Source organism: Aeromonas sp. R6-1 (assembly GCF_040908165.1).
Classification (GTDB): Bacteria; Pseudomonadota; Gammaproteobacteria; order Enterobacterales; family Aeromonadaceae; genus Aeromonas; species Aeromonas caviae.
Map to the genome: position 1 here is coordinate 86,638 of NZ_JBFODF010000042.1, position 18,069 is coordinate 104,706.

Genomic DNA, 18,069 nt, shown 5'->3' on the forward strand with positions numbered 1-18,069 from the left:
GCCTATCACACTCTTTTAACACAAGAAAAACCTTTTCATTCAGCAAGAATTCAGCATTAAAAACCCTGTGACAAGGATTGTCGCGCCTGTGTAAGATGCCGCCTCACTCCTCTTTCGGGTTAGGATCTTTCATGTCATTGAATAATCTGTCCATTCGTCTTCAAGTGCTTATCCCTCTCCTGCTCGCCAGCCTGTTGATGCTGCTGATGGCCGTGATCAGCAAACAGGAAATCGACGGTGCCATTCAGGACATGAATGAAACCACCGCCAGCGTCACCCGCCACAAGGACGACATCGCGGCCCTGATCCACGCCACCTACCGGTTGCGCACCAACGCCATCTACGGCCTCTACGATGAGGCCCTCTTCGCCCAGTTGCCGGCCCAGCTCTCCGCCGCCGAACTGGAGATTGGCGCCATCCTGACCAGACTGGTTGTCACCGGAGCCGAGCAGGACAACCGTCAGGTCGCGGCCGCCCTGCAGGCCTACCTCGGCCATACCCGCAGCAGCATGCTGCCCCTGCTGACCGCCAAGTACCAAGGCAGTGGCGATCCCGCCGCCTATGAGCAGGCCCGCCTGCACTTTCGCGATCTGGGGGAGACGCTCATCAAGCAGATCGATGCCATGTCCGTCCACATCAATCAGCTGACCCAGACTGAGATTGCCGAGGAGCAGGCCCACTACCGCGCGACCCTGCTGCGCACCCTGCTGCTGATGGGGGGCACCCTGATCGCGGCCCTGCTGGGTGGCTGGTGGATCTCCGGGCGCATCGTGCAGCCCATCGGCCAGTTGCAGGAGGTGATGCACGCCGTCGCCCTCGGCCGCTTCAACGTGCGTGCCAATGCCGAAGGCAACAACGAGCTGGGCCAGCTCGCCAGGGATATCAACCGGACCCTGAGCCAGCTTGCCAACACCATCCAGACCCTGACCGGCATCAGTGGCAATGTGGCCTCCGCCGCCACCGAGCTTGCCGCTGTGATGACCCAGGCAGAGGTCAACGCCCAGCAGCAGCGCGGTGAGACCGAACAGGTGGCCTCCGCCGTCACCGAGCTGGCCAGCACCGCCGACAACGTCAACCACAACGCCGCCCTGGCCGACGAGCTGGCCCGGGATGCCAACAGTCGGGTCGAACAGGGGCTGGCCCTGTTTGCCGAAAGCATTGAGGCCAACGGCCGCATGGCGGGCAGTCTGGAGAACGCAGCGACTGTGGTGGCCAGGCTCAAGTCCCAGTCCGAGCAGATCGGCAAGGTGATCGAAGTCATTCAGAGCATTTCGGAGCAGACCAACCTGCTGGCCCTCAACGCCGCCATCGAGGCGGCCCGCGCCGGTGAAAGCGGCCGCGGCTTTGCGGTGGTGGCCGACGAAGTGCGCCTGCTGGCCGCCCGTACCCAGGACTCAACCAAGGAGATCCAGGCCATCATCGAGCAGTTGCAGAGCCAGTCCCTCTCCGCCAACAGCGGCGTGCAGCAGACCCTGGAGATCCTCGGCCACAACCGGCAGCTCTCCGCCGAGGTACAGGCCTTGCTGGGGGGCATCACGGACGCGGTCAACCAGATCAACGGTGCCAACGCCCAGGTGGCGACCGCGGCAGAACAACAATCCTGCGTCACCGCCGACATCAGCCGCAACCTCACCAACATCCACGAGATCGTGAACCAGAACGCCGCCGGCATCAGCCAGAGTGCCGCCGCCAGTCACGAACTGTCACAGCTCGCCGAGCAGCAGCGCAGGCAGCTCGCCCAGTTCCAGCTCTGATCCCGAGAGGGTCTCTTCGATACCGCGGGGCCCGGCGCAGGCCCCGCACTTGCCCCTCCCCCTTCACGCCTCCTGTTTAAAACGGGTTTTTGCCATCAAGGTGTCATTGGGGGCTGGGCTGCATTCGCAAATGTGGGTATGGTAGAGGCACGTCACTCCCCCTCATCGAGAGATCATCATGAGCCTGAAGTTCAAGAAACCCGCTTTTATCACGCTCGGCCTCATCGCCCTGCTCTCCGCACTCTGGCTCGATTTCTATCTGCCGGAACACACCATCGCCACCATCACCGGGGTGGAGGTGAAGCGCACCGACAAGGATGGCCCCATCAGCCAGAAGAACCCGGCTGACGGCCCCACCACCGACGTCTATTACATCTACACCGAGCGCCCCGGCGAGAAGATCCGGGTGTTTCGCAATGAAGACACCGAATGGGGCTGGCCCTTCTACTTCAAGTTCAACGCCGCCGACGTCCAGGCCAAGGCCAAGTCCATGGAGTTCGAAAAACGCCTGGCCATCATCACCTCCTACGGCTGGCGCGTGAACATGTTCTCCATGTTCCCCAACGTCACCAAGATCGCGAGCACCGAGCCCGATGCCTCCACCTGGAGCTTCTTCCGCTGGTTCTGGTTCGGTGTCTGGGCCCTGGTGATGGGCAAGGCGGCCATCGCCACCTGGCGCTACTTCGATCGCCTCGAGGACGAGATATGAGCGAGCCGAGCAAGACCCGCACCAGCTTCTATCGTCGGCTCTACGTGGCTCACCTCATCAGTCAGGGCACGGACACCGTGCCCGCCATCATGGAGGCGACCGGCATGCCGCGCCGCACCGCCCAGGACACCCTCAGCGCCCTGGCGGAGCTCGACATCCAGTGCGCCTTCGAGCAGACCGAGGGGGCTCGCCATCTGCAGGGGCACTACCGCATCAGTGACTGGGGGCCCATCAATCCGGCCTGGATTGCCGCGCAGCTTCCCGTTATCAGGCAGACCCTGGGGTATCCCTGACACCCCGGGCCCTGCTCTGCCTCCCATAGAGAAGGGGCCAGCCTTGTGGCTGGCCCCTTTATTGTCTGGCCTGATATCCCGTGGCCCTCCCCCGGGCTCACTCCCCTTCGCCGAAAGACTCTTCCGGCAGCGGCTCCGCCGACTCACCCCGGGTGCAGTCGATGATGGAGCGCTTGGGATTGTTGGGGTCGCGCAGCAACAGGGGGGCCATCCCCTCGTCATGCAGCCTCTCGTCGGAAAATTCGCTGCCATAGGCGTTGTGGGTCAGCCTGCGGGCATTGGCGATGGGGGTATCCACGAAGAGGGCATGTACCTCGAAGGTGGAGGCCGGCACCAGGAAACCGACGATGGGCAGGCCGTGCAGCTCCTGATGGACCTTGTACCAGGCAAAGCCCTCGCTCACCTTGTCAGGGGTATACATGGCGAGCTGCGGATTGGCCGGGCGCCCGGTCTCGATGTCGAGATGAAGGGTGTCCAGCTCGCAGGTCGCCAGCCCCTGCCACATCTTCTCGAACGGGGTCGCGCAACCCGTCAGTTGCATGCATGTCAGCAGCGCCAACGTCCCTTTCCACATTCCCAACCCCTTATCCGATGTCCAGGATGTCAACCAAATGAGCGCAGTCGCTGCACCAGCAACTCGATGAAACCGACCCTGTCGAGCCCCAGCAGCACCAGGGCATTGGCCGGTTTGCCGGTCAGGTCGTAGCGATCCACCACCGTCATGCCCAGGGTATGGGTTCCGCCGGTTTCGATATCGACCCGGCACTCCACCCCGTGAAACAGGGAGGGCGCCAGCAGCCAGGCGATGGTACAGGGGTCATGGAGCGGCGCGCCAGCAAATCCCCACTTGGGATCCCGATGATAGATCATGAAAAAGTCGAGCAGCTGTGCCACGCACTGCGCCACCGGGTTGGGAATGGCGCGTACCCGCTCGATATCCTCGTCCATCACCTGGGCCTCGTGGGTCACGTCCAGCCCGCACATGGTGATGGGCAGCCCCGACTTGAAGACCATATCGGCCGCTTCGGGATCCACATAAATATTGAATTCCGCCGCGGGGGTCCAGTTGCCCGCACCGGCGGCGCCCCCCATCAGCACAATGCGGGCGATCTTCTGCTTGAGCTCGGGGTGGGTCGCCAGCAAGAGGGCAATGTTGGTGAGCGGCCCGGTCGGCACCAGGGTGACCGGCTCCGGGCTCTCGCGCAGACACCTTGCCATCAGTTCAAGGGCGCTCATCGCCCGGGGAGCAAAGGCGGGATCCGGCAGCTCTGGGCCGTCCAGCCCCGATTCGCCGTGGACGTTGTCGGCGATGATGAGCTCACGGGCCAGGGGCTTGGCAGCCCCCGCCGCCACCGGGATGTCGTCGCGGCCGAGCAGGGTCAGGATGCGCAGGGCATTGTTGAGGGTCTTGTCCGGGGTCTGGTTGCCCGCGCTGGTGGTGACCGCCAGCACCTTCAGCTCGGGGCTCGCCAGCGCCAGAATGAGGGCGATGGCATCATCGTGGCCAGGATCGCAATCGAGAATAACGGGCAACGCCATGGACAGACTCCTTACAACATGACAGGGAGCCATACCTTAGCAAGAGATGGCCAGATGAACTCAGGAGGGAGTCACAAAACGCCTCAACCAACGAGATCAAGTACTTGGCGACAGGCCTTGGGAGCGGACACCCAGATTCGCCGCGCCGCCATCGTTCGGGTATGATCCCTCCCCCTTCATCGTCCGGTTGCCCCATGTCCGCCATCATCGACACCTTTGTTGCCCCGCCCTGCGCCGCCACCATCGAGATCCTGTTTGAGGATGCGCATCTGCTGCTCATCAACAAGCCGAGCGGCCTGCTGAGCCTCTCGGGCAAGAACCCGCAGAACCTCGATTCGGTCCATTACCGGCTGGTACAGGATTACCCCGGCTGCACCCTGGTGCACCGCCTCGATTTTGGCACCTCGGGCGTCATGGTGGTGGCCAGAAACAAGAGCATCAACGCCCTGCTCTGCCACCAGTTCAGCCAGCGCACCGTGAGCAAGGCTTACGAGGCACTGCTCTGCGGCCATCTGGCGGCGGATGAGGGCGTCATCGACGCATCCATCGCCAAGGATCCGGCGCTGTTCCCGCTGATGAGCATCTGCGCCGCCAGCGGCAAACCCGCCCGCTCACGCTATCGGGTGATGGAGCGGCTCACCCTGGAGGGGGCAGGCCAGCCGGTGCCATTGACCCGGGTCAGGCTGGTACCGGAGACCGGGCGCACCCACCAGCTGCGCATCCACAGCCAGTGGCTGGGCCACCCCATCCTGGGATGCGATCTCTATGGCGGCCTGCTCCCGCCCGGCTGCGAACGGGCCCCCAGACTGATGCTGCACGCCAGTGAACTCGGTTTTGTGCACCCGGTGAGCGGCGAAGCGGTACAGATCCGCTGTGAAGCGCCCTTTGCGCAGGCACTGGCGGCCATGACGGGGCAACAGGGGTAACGAAGAAGGGGGAAAGCAGAGCCAGGAAGGCAAAAGAGGCAAACGGCGGATAAAGATAGGGGCCGCGCTTTCGCAACGGCCCCCACCCCCCACTCGGTGTGGTGCTATCAGATCAGCTTGCGGGCGGCGCCCAGCACGATCTTGATGGCATCAGATTCGGTTTTCGCCATGGTTTCGGCGTTCGGGATTTCCTGCTGGGTACGGTTCACGATGACACCGGCCACCATGCCCGCACGCAGGCCCTGGCTGGTACACATGGTCAGCAGAGTGGCGGACTCCATCTCGTAGTTCAGCACGCCCATGGCTTGCCACTCTTTCATGGAACCCTGGAAACGTTGTACCACGCGGCCGGATACGGTGTCGTAACGCTCCTGACCCGGGTAGAAGGTGTCAGAAGAAGCAGTGACGCCCACATGCAGCTTCGAGCCCAGCTCCTTGGCGGTGTTCACCAGGGCGGTGGTGCAGTCGAAGTCGGCCACTGCCGGGAACTCCATCGGCGCGAAGTGCAGGCTGGCACCGTCGAGGCGCACGGAGCCGGTGGTGACGATCACGTCGCCCACGTTCAGGTGCGGCTGGATGGCGCCGGTGGTGCCGATGCGCAGGAAGGTACGGATGCCCAGCTGGGCCAGCTCTTCCACCGCGATGGAGGTGGACGGGCCACCAATACCGGTGGAGCAGATGATCACGGCCTTGCCGTCCATCTCGCCGCGCCAGGTGGTGAATTCACGATGGCTGGCCAGGTGCACCGGGTTGTCCAACAGCTCTGCGATGCGCTTCACGCGCTCGGGGTCACCGGGGACGATCGCCAGGGTGGCGCCTTGCAGATCCGCTTTTTTCAAACCCAAGTGAAATACATCAGACATAGTGGACTCCTGGTTGCGCCCCGCCGCATGGCAGCCGAGTGCAGTTAAGGTGATTCTTTACGGTACTTTCAAGCCGGTGTCCCCTCATCCGGGGAGGCGCCAACTATGGTCGAAAGCGCTTTCCAATTCCTTGATGCGCCTCACACTTCTGCGCTTCAAAGCTGACAAAAATGGCGCGAAACGTTTGCTAAGATGATGAATTTCTTGAAAAACGTTTTTACGTTCCTTTTGCACTCCCATCCCTTGTCAAGCCTTGAGCGACCGTCCATTTAAAGAGCGCGATCGAGTCCACAAAGTTGCAAACGAGATACCATTGACCCCTTCTCATCCCCTCCGACGCTGTTATGTTGGCGCCCGCATACCACTTAATGGCTAATCATACGGAGTCCATCATGGCGACATTCAAGTTCTACATTCCCGCAATCAACCTGATGGGGGCGGGCTGCCTGCAGGAAGCGGCAGCGGATATCCAGGGACATGGCTATCGCAAGGCGCTCATCGTCACCGACAAGATCCTGGGCCAGATTGGCGTGGTGGGCCGGCTTGCCGCCCTCCTGGCCGAGCACGGCATCGACGCAGTGGTGTTCGATGAGACCAGACCCAATCCTACCGTGGCCAATGTCGAGGCGGGTCTTGCGATGATCCGGGCCCACGGCTGTGACTGCGTCATTTCGCTCGGCGGCGGCTCACCCCACGACTGCGCCAAGGGCATCGCCCTGGTGGCCGCCAATGGGGGCAGCATCAAGGATTACGAGGGGGTGGATCGCTCCGCCAAGCCGCAGTTGCCGCTCATCGCCATCAATACCACGGCCGGTACCGCCTCCGAGATGACCCGTTTTTGCATCATTACCGACGAATCCCGTCAGGTGAAAATGGCCATCATCGACAAGCACGTCACGCCGCTGATGTCGGTCAACGACCCGGAACTGATGCTGGCCAAGCCCGCCGGCCTCACCGCCGCCACCGGCATGGATGCCCTGACCCACGCCATCGAAGCCTATGTCTCCACCGCCGCCACCCCGGTCACCGATGCCAGCGCCGTGATGGCCATCGCACTGATTGCCGAACACCTTCGCACCGCCGTGCATCAGGGGGAGGATCTCCATGCCCGCGAGCAGATGGCCTATGCCCAGTTCCTGGCCGGCATGGCCTTCAACAACGCAAGCCTGGGCTATGTGCACGCCATGGCTCACCAGCTCGGCGGCTTCTACGACCTGCCCCACGGGGTGTGCAATGCGGTGCTGCTGCCCCATGTCCAGGCCTACAACGCCCGGGTGTGCGCCGGTCGGCTCAAGGATGTGGCCCGTCATATGGGGGTGGATGTGAGCGCCATGAGCGATGAGCAGGGTGCGGCGGCAGCCATTGATGCCATCCGGCAACTGGCTCGCGACGTCAAGATCCCCACCGGTCTGGAGCAGCTCGGGGTCAGGGCCGACGACCTAGACGTGCTGGCCACCAATGCGCTCAATGATGCCTGTGGTCTCACCAACCCCAGGCAGGCGACTCACGCGGAGATCGTCGCCATCTTCCGCGCCGCCATGTAAGGGGGCAAGATCCTGCCAGGGCCGCCACGCGGCCCTTTTTATTGGCTGATGGATCAATGGCTTTTTACTTCCGCACGGGGAGTGGGTATGATTTGCCGAGCTAAAAAGACTGTATGGATGATCTGAACCCGATATGCGGATGAAACACCTGATTGCCGCGGCCCTGACCGCCCTCACCCTGTCCGGTTGCAGCCTGGTCTATCGCATCGATATTCCCCAGGGCAACTATGTGGAACAAAAGCAGGTCGACAAGCTGCGCCAGGGCATGACCCGCGAACAGGTCGAGTTCGTGCTGGGTTCTCCCATGTTGCGCGACAGCTTTGACCCCAACACCTGGTACTACCTCTATGAGTTCCAGCCCGGTCGGGGCGACAAGGAGCGCAAGGAGCTGACCCTCAACTTCGTGGGTGACAGACTGGCCACCGTGACCGGTGATTTCCCTCTCCCTGCCGCCTTCACCACACCGCTCTAGATGACATCACAAAACCGGCTTCTGCCGGTTTTGTTCTCTCTGGCCCCGGCGATGTCGCCGGGCCACACTCTGGATACCTCATTGCCCCGAGGAGATCATCATGAGTCGATTCCTGATTGCCGGCGCCACCGGTCTGATTGGCAAAGCCTTGCTGCGCGAGCTGGGGACGGAGCACGACCTCCTCCTGCTTTGCCGCAAACCCGGCGATCCCGCTCCGGGACGCACCTGGCTGCCCACCTCGTTCGACGCGCTGGACAGATTGACGCTGCCCGCCCCTGTGGACATTGCCTTCTGCTGCCTTGGCACCACCCGCAAGGATGCCGGCTCGGCCGAGGCTTTTCGCCGGGTCGATCTCGACTATGTGCTGGCCTTTGCCGCGCTCGCCCGTCGCCACGGCTGCCGCCGCCTGCTGGTGGTCTCCAGTCTGGGCGCCAACCCGCGCTCCCCTGCTCTCTATCCCCGCACCAAGGGCGAGATGGAGCAGGCCCTGCTGGCCCAGGAGTGGCAGCGGCTCGTCATCCTGCGCCCGGCCATGCTGCTCGGCCATCGCGAACCTGCGCGCCGTTCGGAGCAGATCATCCAGGCCATCTATCCGCTGGTAAAGCCCCTGCTGCGCGGGTCGCTGCGCCGCTGGCGTGCCATCGAGGCCAGTCAGGTGGCGCACGCCATGGCGCGCCTTGCCATCCAGGAGAGCGGGATAGAGACGGTGGAAAACGAGCGCCTGCTCACCCTGTGATGCCCCGTGCCGGGCGAGACGATCACAAAGGGGCGCCACGGCGCCCCTTGTCACAGCACATCACCCGTCAGGTGCCGGCATCGTCTCGCTTGCGGTGCACATCGGGTCGCCCGCCGGTGACCACATCGGCGCGCCCCTCTTCCTTGGCTTTCTCCGCCCGCTTCTTGCGCATCTCCTTGGGGTCGGCGATGAGAGGGCGGTAGATCTCGATGCGATCCCCCTCCTGCACCGACTCTGTGCCCTTGACCGGACGGCTGTAGATACCGAACTTGTTGACCGACAGGTCGATCTCCGGGTGCTTTTGCAGGATGCCGGACTGTTCGATGGCCGCCAGCACGCTGGTCTCGGGCGCGACCCGGATGCACAGCACCGTCTGCCGCTCGGGCAGGGCATAGGCCACTTCGATATTGAGGAGCTCAGACACCGTAAACCACCTTGGCACGATTGGAGAAGGCAAGCACCATGGAGCTCACCAGCTCGCGGAAGATCTGGCCAAAGGCCAGCTCAATGAGCTTGGAGGTGAACTCGAAGTCGAGATCGAACTCCACCTTGCAGGCATCCACGTCCAGGGGTGTGAAGGTCCACCATCCCGCCAGCTTGCTGAAAGGCCCCTCCACCAGCTCCATCTTGATGGTGCGATTGGCATCAAGCTGGTTGCGCGTGGTAAAGGTCTTGGCGATACCTGCCTTGGCCACATCGACCGAGGCCATCATGTAGTCTTCACCCGACTCATGAACACGGCTGCCGACACAGCCGGGCAGGAACTCAGGATAGGCATCAACATCATTGACCAGCCGGAACATCTGTTCCGCGCTGAACATCACCAGGGCACTGCGAGTAATACGGGGCATGGGTTTTCCTCATCCAATCGGCCCGATTTTATCACCTTGTCTGCCAAAATCACCGCCGAAACTGTTCGCGGGTCACCAAGCACGGCAATCGCACACTTTCCGGCCAGTGTGGCCTGCTCTCGCCCCGCCCTTCCCTCAAAATCGTCATCGAACTGCTCACAAAGCCGCCACTCGGAGCGCTGTGCGTTTTACAGCCGCCGCCACCCACGTATAATGCGCCTTCCTAAACATTGCCTAAGGCCCCCGTCATGAGCAAAAAGAACAGTAAAAACAAAGCCGGGTCCAGCACCATTGCACTCAACAGAACCGCCCGTCACGAGTACTTCATCGAAGAGCGCGTGGAAGCCGGCCTGTCCCTGCAAGGGTGGGAAGTGAAGTCCCTGCGGGCGGGCAAGGCCAACATCAGCGAAGCCTATGTCATCTTCATGCAGGGGGAAGCCTTCCTGTTCGGCTCCAGCTTCCTGCCGCTGAACGCCGCCTCCAGCCACGTGGTATGCGATCCGACCCGCACCCGCAAATTGCTGCTCAGTCGCCGTGAACTCGACAAGCTCGAGAGCCTGACCGCTCGTCAGGGCTACACCATAGTGCCGCTGGCCCTCTACTGGAAAGCGTGCTGGGTCAAGGTCGAGATCGGCCTGGTGAAGGGCAAGAAAGAACACGACAAGCGGGAAGACACCAAGGCCCGTGAATGGGATCGGGAAAAAGCCCGCATCATGAAAAACAAACACCGCGGTTGATTGTGCGCCACCCGCCATGGCAAGGCGTCCAATAAACCAGCAATCGACCGGCCAAGGCCGGTCGATTGCCATCAACGCCTTGCCATGACAGGATTTTTGCGTACAATCCCTTTTGACAACTTGGGGCTGATTCTGGATTCGACAAGATTCACGAAACCCAAGGTGCATGCCGAGGTGCGGTAGGCCTCGTTAATAAACCGCAAAAAAATAGTCGCAAACGACGAAAACTACGCACTCGCAGCTTAATAACCTGCGCTGAGCCCTTCTCCCCTAGCTTGCCTGTGTCCTAGGGAAATGGAAGGTCATCCTTCACAGGATCGTGTGGAAGTCCTGCTCGGGGCGGAAGCATTAAAACCAATCGAGCTAGTCAATGCGTGGCGTGTCTCTCCGCAGCGTGTTGGCGAATGTAAAGAGTGACTAAGCATGTAGTACCGAGGATGTAGTAATTTTGGACGGGGGTTCAAATCCCCCCAGCTCCACCAAACGTTTGGAAAGGGCCACTTCGCAAGAAGTGGCCCTTTTTGTATCCTTTTTCTCACCTTGAGAGGATGTATCCGCCCCACGAGCGCAGCACATCTCCAGATCAGGCCAAAGGCTCTGCGGGGGGTGGCTGCATTTGACATGGGCCAGCTCCAGGTGGCGTCGCCAGCAAAAACCGGCGAGTGGAGCAGCAATTTGCCCGGGAGCTCTAGGCCACACCATCAGCCCAGCGCCTCCATGGGGTTGAAACAACCTCGAGGGTTCGCCCCCGAGAATCTTCCACTAGCCGTTGGTAGTGGAAGGCTGGGTCAGATGAACGACGGGATTTTCGGAGAAGAGGTAGCGGTTATCCTCCATGTCGTCATCGAAGATGGTGGCCTGGAAGAGCATCTGCTTGGTGTTCTCCAGGTGCTGCCACATGGCCAGCTTGGCCGCCTGCGGATCCTTGCGCATCAAGGCCTTGAGGATCTGGTCGTGATCGTCGCACCAGCTGGGGATGGCCTTGTCGTCGATATGCTCGTGGAGCTTGCGCCAGTAGGAGTTGCGCTCGCAATGCAGCCAGGGAGCCAGGGCTTCGGGGTTGGCGAGATCGTCGTCAAGCGCGGCTCTGAGGTTGCCTGGTGGTCACGGCAGCGCAGCGGATCGAAATCGCCGCCCTGCGGTTGTCCGCCGAACAGGTGATCGACACCACGGCGGCGGGCGACTCCTTCAGCGCCGGTTATCTCGCCGCACGCCTGCAAGGGGCCGACGTCACCGACGCCGCCGCAGAGGCCATCCGCCAGATGCGCGCGGCCTACCCGGATCTGCTGATCGGGGCCGGCACCGTGCTCAACCGCGAGCAGGTGGATGCGGCCGTTGCGGCGGGCGCCGACTTCATCGTCAGCCCCGGCTTCAACCCGACCACGGTGCAGTACTGCCTGGACAAGGACGTCACCATCATCCCCGGGGTCAACAACCCCAGCCTGGTGGAGCAGGCCATGGAGATGGGGCTGCGCCACCTCAAGTTCTTCCCGGCCGAGCAGTCTGGCGGCACCGCCATGCTCAAGGCCCTGGGCGCCGTCTATCCGGTGCGCTTCATGCCCACCGGCGGCGTGACGCCGGCCAATCTGAAGGAGTATCTGGGGCTGAATGCCGTGATCGCCTGCGGCGGCACCTGGATGGTGCCGGCCAAGCTCATCGACGAGGGCAGGTGGGAAGAGCTGGCCGCCCTGGTAAGAGAGGCCGTGGCGGCCCTGTGATCATCGGTTGAGCGAGGGAAGGTCTACCCTCCCCCGGATGTGTTGAAGAGCCACTTCCCGCGAAGTGGCTTTTTTATGCCCTGCCAGGGCTGGAGATCAATGTGCGGTGCGGTTGCCGCAGTCTGCCAGCGGCTTATTCCCCTGCGTCATCGGGCGTCAACACCAGCCTGAGCCTGCGCCAGGGCCCCGTGATGTCGCAGTGACCCGTCTCTTCGGTGTTCTCCCAGCCCAGGCGATGATAGAAAGCCATCGCCGTGGTGTTGCGCATGGCCACCTTGAGGGAGGCCGGGGAAGGGTATCCGGCCAAGCCGGCGGCAAGCAAGGCCCGCCCCATGCCCTGCCCATGCCAGTCCGCCACCACGTAGAGATGATGCACGAAGCTCTCGGCCCCCCAGATGGAGACGAATCCGCACGGGCTGCCCCCTTTCTCCGCCACCCAGATCTCCTCGCCCCGGGTCTGCTCGGCAAAATCCTCGAGCCGGAACAGGGCGGGATCAACCCAATGGAAGGCCTGGCGCCTTCCCTTGAGGAAGAGCTGCGCCAGCATGGGCTCGTCAGCTTCCGTCATCATTCTGATCATGACACCATCCTTGCGTTGCGTGCTTGTCGCTTCCCACTCTCGATGGATCCCGCCGTGCTGTCAAATCGGCAATGTGGACCCTCTTGAATACGTAACCATGTGACACAGGGCTGCCTATTTTATCGCCTCAGGGGCTATACTGCCGAGGTCCCGTCCATGACTGGTTTGAGGTTCACTGATTTATGGATAACAAGCAAATTGAAGGCAGTATTCTGGTACCCGCCCACATTGACGATGTCTGGCGGGCCTGGACCACGGAGAGCGGGCTGCGCAGTTTTCTGGCGCCGGAGTGCCTCATGGTCCCGGAACCCAACGGACCGTTCGAGATCTATTTCAGACCCGATGCTCCCCTCGGCGAGCGTGGCAGCGAAGGGTGCCGGGTGATGGCGGTCATGCCCCATGATCTGCTCAGCTTCAGCTGGAATTTCCCTCCCCAGTTTCCCCACATTCGTCAGCAGAAGACCCAGGTCAGCCTGCGCTTCGTGCCGGAGGGCCAGGGCACCCGGCTCCACTTCCTGCAGACCGGCTGGGCGCAGGATCCGGACTGGGACCAGGGCTATGCCTACTTTCGGGAGGAGTGGCTGGAACTGAGTCTGCCGAGGCTTCAGTACCGTTTCACCCACGGCCCCATCGACTGGAACAACCCGCCGGGCAAGCAGCAGCTGAAATCCCTGGCCCAGTGACGTCCATTCAAGCGATGGGCATGGCATGAAAAAGGACCCGCTCAGGGTCCTTCTTCATGGATGGGCAGGCGGTCACTCCACCGGCTCTTCATCGAACAGGGGGTGATAGAGCACCTCGCCCCTTACCCCGTCGAGCCCGCCGGGTTGCAACTCCATCGCCATGAAACACTCCGCTGGCACCTCGTAGATGCAGTGCAGGCCGAAGTCGCTGGCAGGCCGAAAGCCGAAACGGGCGTAGTAGGCGGGATCCCCGAGCACCACCACCGCCTTCCAGTCCATCTCCAGTGCCGTGTCCAGCCCTTCCCGCACCAGATCCGAGCCAATGCCCTGCCCCTGCCAGTCGGGATGCACGGCCACGGGTGCCAGTCCCAGCCAGGGCCCTTCCTGTCCCTCAATGGTGATCGGGCTCAGCATCAGGTGCCCCATGAACTCGTACTCTTCCTCCTCGACCATGGTGACCACGGCGGCCCCACATTCGCGCAGGCGGTTGACCAGTTCGGCCTCGTCGGGACGACCAAAGGCGGCACTCACCAGCTCATAGACTGGCAGCATGTCGCCGGGACGCTCGGTTCTCAACATACAGCGTTACTCCTCGTACAGCAGGGCGGCCATTATTCCACAGAAGTGGTGCGCCTCTTCACTGCCTTTGTCTGAAAATGGGAGGACGGACTCAGGAAAACGCCTGACAAACCCCGCACCAGGCTTCGCGATGACCGCCCTTGCGCAAGCCATCAGCGTCCGTCGTCAGGCTGTCGCAATCGCCGCAGATAGGCGAGGCCCAGATCCCCGCACTCCTTGAGCAGGGCGCCACCACCATGGGCCTGCACCCCGGGCGCCTCTGGCGCCAGCATGGCCAGGGGATAGCGCCGCACCGTCAGCCCGCTGAGTGTCTGCTCGCCCTCTGTCGTCTCCCCCGCCATGAAGAGCGCCACCCCCTCACCGTGCAGTATGGCCACGACCACCTCCTCGTCATCCAGCCAGGGGGCCAGCGCCTCTTTGCGTGCATCCGTCAGGCGCGCCGGGCGATCCAGCCGCCAGTGATCGAGCTCGAGGGCGCCATCGGCCGGATCTGGCCGACGCCCGTCATGGTGCATGCCAGTCTTTTCCATCACCCGGCCTGAGGCGAGGTTGCCCGGCATGTGGCGGGCGGTGAGGGCAGGCAGGTGCCACTGCTCGAAGGCAAACGCCCTGACCAGGCTCGCGGCCCGGGTGGCCAGCCCCCTGTTCTGCCAGGGCACGCCGACCCACCATGCCAGCTCCCCGTGCCAGTGCAGGGAGAGAGAGCCGACCAGGGGAGCGGGCTCGTCTTCACGCCCCTGGGGCAGAGTCAGGGCCCAGGTGCATCCCAGCCCGAGAGCAGCCTTGCGCCCGCTCAGGGCAAGCCAGTCCCGCGCCGCCTCCGGCGAATAGGGGTGGGGGATGTTGAGGGTATAGCGGGCGAGCGCCGCATCCGAACAATAACGCAGGATGGCGCTCTCATCGCCGGGCTGCAGGGGGCGCAGCACCAGCGCGTCCTGCCCGCCAGGCTCGCGCAGCATCGGGGTCATCAGGCGGCGGGCAAGCAGGCGTTGCAGGGCAACCCCAAGGTCGTCATCGGCACCGAGGCGATGATCCGCCCCCGCGGGCCCCAGGGTGAGCAGGCCGCTCTCTCTGGCCAGGGTCAGCAGGGAGCCGGAGGCAGCGATCAGGATCTGCCGGTCCGGCTGTGTCGCCATCAGCGGGGAGGCGGCCTCCCCCAGCCAGGCGGCAAGCAGGTCGCGGGCACGGAGAATGCCATCTGGCGGGCTGACCGACCAGGGTGCCGTCTCCCTCGCCTCCCCTTTGCCAAGCAACAGCCACCAGCGGTTTCCCCGGTGCTGCCAGGCCTGCAACGCCGCTTGCCAGGAGGGGCGCCAGAGCGCACCCTCGATCAACAGATCCATTCCTTCCCCCACATCCGTCCCCCGGATCAGGCACCGGGTGCCCGGGCGGCACCACACTCCTGTCTGAGGCAGCATAAGCCGCTACCAATGAGTTGTTAAACCATATGTTTACCATGGTTAAACGGCATACCCCATGAAAAAATGCCATATGGCTGACTTGATGGCGGTCACATTCCTTCCCCTCCTCGCTTCCTATCATGCCCCCATCATGGCGCGACCAAAGACGCCCATGAAGGACAACGGATAACAAGAGAACACACTATGCAGCCAACCAGCCCACTCAAAACGGTAGTAGTCAGTACCCTGGCGACCGCCCTGCTGATCTTCGTGGCCCAATCCCTCATCGGGAAGCAGGAGATCAGACTCGGCATCGCCATCATCCCCATCCTGCCCATGCTCTTTGCCGTCATCATCGGCATGATCGTCTCCGCCAAGCCCGTCAAGGATCGCATCCCCGGCTGGAAGAGGCTCTTCACCGAGCGAGAAGAGGGCTTCTGCGGCAAGATGGTGGGTTTCAGCCTGCTGATCCTCGGGACCCAGTATGCGGGGATGATCATCCCCAACCTCAAGATGATCCTGAGCGTCGGCGTACCGCTCTTCCTGCAAGAGATAGGCAACCTCCTGCCCATCCTCATCGCCATTCCGCTGGCGGTGAAGTTCGGCTTTGGCCGCCGCGCCATCGGGGCCTGCTCCTCCATCAGCCGTGAACCCTCGGTCGCGGTGATCCAGGGCAAGTTCGGCACCGGCTCCCAGGAGTACATCGGCGTGCTCGCCATCTACCTGTGCGGCTCCGTCATCGGCACCCTCTGGTTCAGCGTGCTCGGCAGCATCGCCCCCCTCACGGGGCTGCCCCCCCTGGCCCTGGCCGCCGGTTCCGGCGTGGGATCCGGCTCCATGCTGAGCGCCGCCTCCGGTGCCCTCATCAACGGCCTCGATGAGGCGATGGCCCAGCAGGTGCTCAGCATCGCCGCCGCCTCGAACCTGCTCTCGTCGGCCCTGGGAGCGCTCTCCCTCACCTATCTGGGTCTGCCGCTCGCTGAAAAAATCTATGCCCTGACCGCCAAAGGAGAGAAAGCATGAAAAGCATCGTGATGGATATGCGCTTCGTCTTCCTGGCGATCCTGCTGGCCATGTTCACCCAGACCCTGACCTCGGGCCTGCCGCTGTGGCAGATGGGGGACAGCTTCATCGCCATGTCCCTGGTGGTGTTCGCCTCCCTGGTGACCAAGCGCTATCTGCCCTCCTCCCTGCCGGCCTTTGCCTATGCCACCATCATCGGCATTCTCATCTGCCTGCCCGAGACCCCGGTGCGCGGCCTCTTCATCGATGCCGTGGCCAAGATCTCCTTCCTCTCCTGCTGCGTGCCGCTCCTGGCCTTCGCCGGCCTCTCGGTGGGCGGTCAGCTGGAGGAGCTCAAGAAGATGTCGTGGAAGGTGATCCTCATCTTCATGATCGTCTCCACCTGCTGCTTCTTTGGCGCCTCCCTGGTTGCCCAGCTCGGTTTCTCCATTCAAGGGATCATCTGATGAACCACTACCATATCGAACCTGACCTGTTGGCTCTGCGCGACTTCAGCTACGAAGTGCGCCACCACCTGCACCGCATCCCGGAATACTCCGGGGCCGAGTTCAAAACCTCTGCCTACTGCCGTGGGTTGATGGAAGAGTTCGGCTACAGGATCACCCTGTATCCCGGTTTCACCGGTTTTCACGGGGATCTGGCGGTCGACCCTGCCCTGCCCACCATTGCCTTTCGTGCCGACATGGATGGCCTGGAGATGCACGACATGAGCGAGGTGGCGTTCAAATCCACCCATGAGGGGATGGCCCACAACTGCGGCCACGACTCCCACATGGCGATCGCTCTGACCGCCGCCAGGTTTCTGGCCGCCAACCGCGAGCGCCTGCGGTACAACGTCCGCTTCATCTTCCAGATGGCGGAAGAGGACATGCGCGTCCCCGGTGCCGAAAAGATGGTGGAGCTTGGCTGCATGAAGGGGGTGGACGAGGTCTATGCCCTGCACAACGACGGCGCCATGGAGACGGGCACCATCAAGTTCAACCAGGGGGTCATGTCCTCCTGGGGGTCTGCCTGGACGCTCGATGTGCACGGCATCTCCGCCCACGGCTCCACCCCCCACAAGGGGCTGGATGCCATCCGGGAGGCGGTGCGGATCATCGAGGACATGGACTACATCGTCGCCAAGCGCACCAGCCCGTTCAGCCCGGCGGTCTTTGGTTGCGGCATGATCAACGGCGGCACCATTCCCAACGCCATCGCCGATCATGTGCAGGCCCGTGGCACCATCCGCGCCATGGATGCCGAAACCGACCAGATCCTGAAAAACAGCTTCAGGGACATCATCGCCCAGAGCGAGCTGCGCGGCTTCAAGACCACCATGGTCCATGCCGGCTACCCGGCAGTGGAGAACCACCCCCAGGCCTGCGAGCGCCTGCAACAAGCCGCCTCGGAGGTGTTGTCCAGCGACGGGATCAACGCAAAGGGCCAGCCCATGACCGGCAGCGAGGACTTCAGCTACATGATCAACGCCACGCCAAGCCGCATGGGGGCCATGTTCTTCCTCGGCAGCGGCAATCAGGCCAAGGGGATCTGCAACTACCTGCACGCGAACCCCTATTACCTGGACGACGACTGCCTGCTGGTGGGAGCCCAGATCTTCGTCAATCTGGCGACCCGAGCCGCCTGAGGGGTCAGTACAAGGGGATAGCAATGCAAAGAGAG

The 18,069-nt window shown here is 62.7% G+C and carries 22 protein-coding genes and 1 other RNA gene; 14 read left to right on the plus strand and 9 right to left on the minus strand.

Features of this window, described 5'->3' with window-relative positions:
- The first annotated feature begins 131 nt into the window (after positions 1-131).
- The 3 genes from AB5Y68_RS12780 (at position 132) to AB5Y68_RS12790 (ending at position 2,756) form a co-directional block, all read left to right on the plus strand.
- A complete protein-coding gene (locus AB5Y68_RS12780) occupies positions 132-1,754 on the plus strand; it encodes a methyl-accepting chemotaxis protein (RefSeq protein ID WP_039039879.1) in 1,623 nt (540 codons plus the stop codon).
- Positions 1,755-1,932: 178 nt separating this feature from the next.
- Positions 1,933-2,463 (plus strand): DUF1523 family protein, encoded by a 531-nt coding sequence (locus AB5Y68_RS12785; RefSeq protein WP_039039880.1) that lies wholly within the window; start codon positions 1,933-1,935, stop codon positions 2,461-2,463.
- Entirely contained in the window at positions 2,460-2,756 is a 297-nt protein-coding gene (locus tag AB5Y68_RS12790) for a helix-turn-helix domain-containing protein (protein ID WP_039039881.1), read from the plus strand. Before AB5Y68_RS12785 ends, AB5Y68_RS12790 begins: the two co-directional genes overlap by 4 nt.
- A gap of 97 nt (positions 2,757-2,853) precedes the next feature.
- On the opposite strand, the gene AB5Y68_RS12795 is transcribed toward AB5Y68_RS12790, so the two are convergent.
- Both AB5Y68_RS12795 and rihA read right to left on the minus strand, forming a co-directional pair.
- The gene (locus AB5Y68_RS12795) at positions 2,854-3,330 is read right to left on the minus strand and encodes a hypothetical protein (protein ID WP_029314217.1); all 477 of its coding nucleotides are present in this window, start codon (positions 3,328-3,330) and stop codon (positions 2,854-2,856) included.
- A 29-nt stretch (positions 3,331-3,359) separates the two neighbouring features.
- Positions 3,360-4,295: a pyrimidine-specific ribonucleoside hydrolase RihA gene (gene rihA, locus AB5Y68_RS12800; RefSeq protein WP_039039882.1), complete on the minus strand. Its 936-nt coding sequence runs from the start codon at positions 4,293-4,295 to the stop codon at positions 3,360-3,362.
- Positions 4,296-4,456: 161 nt separating this feature from the next.
- Here rihA and AB5Y68_RS12805 point away from each other — a divergent pair, with 161 nt between their 5' ends.
- Positions 4,457-5,221, plus strand: a complete 765-nt coding sequence (locus AB5Y68_RS12805) for an RluA family pseudouridine synthase (RefSeq protein ID WP_039039883.1) — start codon at positions 4,457-4,459, stop codon at positions 5,219-5,221.
- Positions 5,222-5,328: 107 nt separating this feature from the next.
- Here AB5Y68_RS12805 and udp read toward each other — a convergent pair whose 3' ends face one another.
- On the minus strand, positions 5,329-6,084 hold the full coding sequence (udp, locus tag AB5Y68_RS12810; RefSeq protein WP_010674037.1) for a uridine phosphorylase: 756 nt from the start codon (positions 6,082-6,084) through the stop codon (positions 5,329-5,331).
- A 392-nt stretch (positions 6,085-6,476) separates the two neighbouring features.
- On the opposite strand from udp, the gene yiaY reads away from it, so the two are divergent.
- The 3 genes from yiaY to AB5Y68_RS12825 all read left to right on the plus strand — a co-directional run bounded on the left by yiaY (position 6,477) and on the right by AB5Y68_RS12825 (position 8,836).
- Positions 6,477-7,628: an L-threonine dehydrogenase gene (gene yiaY, locus AB5Y68_RS12815; protein WP_039039884.1), complete on the plus strand. Its 1,152-nt coding sequence runs from the start codon at positions 6,477-6,479 to the stop codon at positions 7,626-7,628.
- A 133-nt stretch (positions 7,629-7,761) separates the two neighbouring features.
- Complete coding sequence (locus AB5Y68_RS12820; protein ID WP_029314185.1) at positions 7,762-8,100, plus strand: outer membrane protein assembly factor BamE; 339 nt, start codon at positions 7,762-7,764, stop codon at positions 8,098-8,100.
- 100 nt (positions 8,101-8,200) lie between these two features.
- Positions 8,201-8,836, plus strand: coding sequence for an NAD-dependent epimerase/dehydratase family protein (locus AB5Y68_RS12825; protein WP_039039885.1), 636 nt, complete (start codon positions 8,201-8,203; stop codon positions 8,834-8,836).
- Between the two features lie 67 nt (positions 8,837-8,903).
- On the opposite strand, the gene AB5Y68_RS12830 is transcribed toward AB5Y68_RS12825, so the two are convergent.
- On the minus strand, positions 8,904-9,260 hold the full coding sequence (locus AB5Y68_RS12830) for an RnfH family protein (RefSeq protein WP_039039886.1): 357 nt from the start codon (positions 9,258-9,260) through the stop codon (positions 8,904-8,906).
- A complete protein-coding gene (locus AB5Y68_RS12835) occupies positions 9,253-9,687 on the minus strand; it encodes an SRPBCC family protein (RefSeq protein ID WP_010673974.1) in 435 nt (144 codons plus the stop codon). Before AB5Y68_RS12835 ends, AB5Y68_RS12830 begins: the two co-directional genes overlap by 8 nt.
- A 248-nt stretch (positions 9,688-9,935) precedes the next feature.
- Between AB5Y68_RS12835 and smpB the strand changes: the two genes are divergently transcribed.
- Together smpB and ssrA are read left to right on the plus strand one after the other, a co-directional pair.
- The gene (gene smpB / locus AB5Y68_RS12840) at positions 9,936-10,424 is read left to right on the plus strand and encodes an SsrA-binding protein SmpB (RefSeq protein WP_010673973.1); all 489 of its coding nucleotides are present in this window, start codon (positions 9,936-9,938) and stop codon (positions 10,422-10,424) included.
- Between the two features lie 122 nt (positions 10,425-10,546).
- Positions 10,547-10,906, plus strand: a transfer-messenger RNA (tmRNA) gene (ssrA, locus tag AB5Y68_RS12845).
- Positions 10,907-11,186: 280 nt separating this feature from the next.
- On the opposite strand, the gene AB5Y68_RS12850 is transcribed toward ssrA, so the two are convergent.
- On the minus strand, positions 11,187-11,474 hold the full coding sequence (locus tag AB5Y68_RS12850) for an FCD domain-containing protein (RefSeq protein ID WP_324606583.1): 288 nt from the start codon (positions 11,472-11,474) through the stop codon (positions 11,187-11,189).
- 50 nt (positions 11,475-11,524) lie between these two features.
- On the opposite strand from AB5Y68_RS12850, the gene eda reads away from it, so the two are divergent.
- Complete coding sequence (eda, locus tag AB5Y68_RS12855; RefSeq protein ID WP_039039887.1) at positions 11,525-12,142, plus strand: bifunctional 4-hydroxy-2-oxoglutarate aldolase/2-dehydro-3-deoxy-phosphogluconate aldolase; 618 nt, start codon at positions 11,525-11,527, stop codon at positions 12,140-12,142.
- A gap of 133 nt (positions 12,143-12,275) precedes the next feature.
- On the opposite strand, the gene AB5Y68_RS12860 is transcribed toward eda, so the two are convergent.
- Positions 12,276-12,722, minus strand: a complete 447-nt coding sequence (locus AB5Y68_RS12860) for a GNAT family N-acetyltransferase (RefSeq protein WP_039039888.1) — start codon at positions 12,720-12,722, stop codon at positions 12,276-12,278.
- A gap of 182 nt (positions 12,723-12,904) precedes the next feature.
- Between AB5Y68_RS12860 and AB5Y68_RS12865 the strand changes: the two genes are divergently transcribed.
- A complete protein-coding gene (locus AB5Y68_RS12865; RefSeq protein WP_010673967.1) occupies positions 12,905-13,405 on the plus strand; it encodes an SRPBCC domain-containing protein in 501 nt (166 codons plus the stop codon).
- Between the two features lie 72 nt (positions 13,406-13,477).
- Here the strand turns inward: AB5Y68_RS12865 and AB5Y68_RS12870 are convergent, their stop codons facing one another.
- Both AB5Y68_RS12870 and AB5Y68_RS12875 read right to left on the minus strand, forming a co-directional pair.
- Positions 13,478-13,984 (minus strand): GNAT family N-acetyltransferase, encoded by a 507-nt coding sequence (locus AB5Y68_RS12870; RefSeq protein WP_039039889.1) that lies wholly within the window; start codon positions 13,982-13,984, stop codon positions 13,478-13,480.
- 152 nt (positions 13,985-14,136) lie between these two features.
- Positions 14,137-15,327: a GNAT family N-acetyltransferase gene (locus AB5Y68_RS12875; protein ID WP_039039890.1), complete on the minus strand. Its 1,191-nt coding sequence runs from the start codon at positions 15,325-15,327 to the stop codon at positions 14,137-14,139.
- 261 nt (positions 15,328-15,588) lie between these two features.
- Between AB5Y68_RS12875 and AB5Y68_RS12880 the strand changes: the two genes are divergently transcribed.
- From AB5Y68_RS12880 to AB5Y68_RS12890, 3 genes are read left to right on the plus strand one after another with little or no spacing between them, the layout of a single operon-like run.
- Positions 15,589-16,407, plus strand: a complete 819-nt coding sequence (locus AB5Y68_RS12880) for a DUF3100 domain-containing protein (RefSeq protein WP_039039891.1) — start codon at positions 15,589-15,591, stop codon at positions 16,405-16,407.
- On the plus strand, positions 16,404-16,853 hold the full coding sequence (locus tag AB5Y68_RS12885) for a hypothetical protein (RefSeq protein WP_010673962.1): 450 nt from the start codon (positions 16,404-16,406) through the stop codon (positions 16,851-16,853). Before AB5Y68_RS12880 ends, AB5Y68_RS12885 begins: the two co-directional genes overlap by 4 nt.
- Positions 16,853-18,034: a M20 family metallopeptidase gene (locus AB5Y68_RS12890; protein ID WP_039039892.1), complete on the plus strand. Its 1,182-nt coding sequence runs from the start codon at positions 16,853-16,855 to the stop codon at positions 18,032-18,034. The genes AB5Y68_RS12885 and AB5Y68_RS12890 overlap by 1 nt, the downstream gene beginning before the upstream one ends.
- Positions 18,035-18,069 lie beyond the last annotated feature (35 nt).

What these genes read in the sequence shown, in the direction of transcription:
- AB5Y68_RS12780 (WP_039039879.1), top strand. Translation starts at nt 132, where the DNA reads ATGTCATTGAATAATCTGTCCATTCGTCTTCAAGTGCTTATCCCTCTC.
- AB5Y68_RS12785 (WP_039039880.1), top strand. Translation starts at nt 1,933, where the DNA reads ATGAGCCTGAAGTTCAAGAAACCCGCTTTTATCACGCTCGGCCTCATC.
- AB5Y68_RS12790 (WP_039039881.1), top strand. Translation starts at nt 2,460, where the DNA reads ATGAGCGAGCCGAGCAAGACCCGCACCAGCTTCTATCGTCGGCTCTAC.
- AB5Y68_RS12795 (WP_029314217.1), bottom strand. Translation starts at nt 3,330, where the DNA reads ATGTGGAAAGGGACGTTGGCGCTGCTGACATGCATGCAACTGACGGGT.
- rihA (WP_039039882.1), bottom strand. Translation starts at nt 4,295, where the DNA reads ATGGCGTTGCCCGTTATTCTCGATTGCGATCCTGGCCACGATGATGCC.
- AB5Y68_RS12805 (WP_039039883.1), top strand. Translation starts at nt 4,457, where the DNA reads ATGATCCCTCCCCCTTCATCGTCCGGTTGCCCCATGTCCGCCATCATC.
- udp (WP_010674037.1), bottom strand. Translation starts at nt 6,084, where the DNA reads ATGTCTGATGTATTTCACTTGGGTTTGAAAAAAGCGGATCTGCAAGGC.
- yiaY (WP_039039884.1), top strand. Translation starts at nt 6,477, where the DNA reads ATGGCGACATTCAAGTTCTACATTCCCGCAATCAACCTGATGGGGGCG.
- AB5Y68_RS12820 (WP_029314185.1), top strand. Translation starts at nt 7,762, where the DNA reads ATGCGGATGAAACACCTGATTGCCGCGGCCCTGACCGCCCTCACCCTG.
- AB5Y68_RS12825 (WP_039039885.1), top strand. Translation starts at nt 8,201, where the DNA reads ATGAGTCGATTCCTGATTGCCGGCGCCACCGGTCTGATTGGCAAAGCC.
- AB5Y68_RS12835 (WP_010673974.1), bottom strand. Translation starts at nt 9,687, where the DNA reads ATGCCCCGTATTACTCGCAGTGCCCTGGTGATGTTCAGCGCGGAACAG.
- smpB (WP_010673973.1), top strand. Translation starts at nt 9,936, where the DNA reads ATGAGCAAAAAGAACAGTAAAAACAAAGCCGGGTCCAGCACCATTGCA.
- AB5Y68_RS12860 (WP_039039888.1), bottom strand. Translation starts at nt 12,722, where the DNA reads ATGATCAGAATGATGACGGAAGCTGACGAGCCCATGCTGGCGCAGCTC.
- AB5Y68_RS12865 (WP_010673967.1), top strand. Translation starts at nt 12,905, where the DNA reads ATGGATAACAAGCAAATTGAAGGCAGTATTCTGGTACCCGCCCACATT.
- AB5Y68_RS12870 (WP_039039889.1), bottom strand. Translation starts at nt 13,984, where the DNA reads ATGTTGAGAACCGAGCGTCCCGGCGACATGCTGCCAGTCTATGAGCTG.
- AB5Y68_RS12875 (WP_039039890.1), bottom strand. Translation starts at nt 15,327, where the DNA reads ATGGATCTGTTGATCGAGGGTGCGCTCTGGCGCCCCTCCTGGCAAGCG.
- AB5Y68_RS12880 (WP_039039891.1), top strand. Translation starts at nt 15,589, where the DNA reads ATGCAGCCAACCAGCCCACTCAAAACGGTAGTAGTCAGTACCCTGGCG.
- AB5Y68_RS12885 (WP_010673962.1), top strand. Translation starts at nt 16,404, where the DNA reads ATGAAAAGCATCGTGATGGATATGCGCTTCGTCTTCCTGGCGATCCTG.
- AB5Y68_RS12890 (WP_039039892.1), top strand. Translation starts at nt 16,853, where the DNA reads ATGAACCACTACCATATCGAACCTGACCTGTTGGCTCTGCGCGACTTC.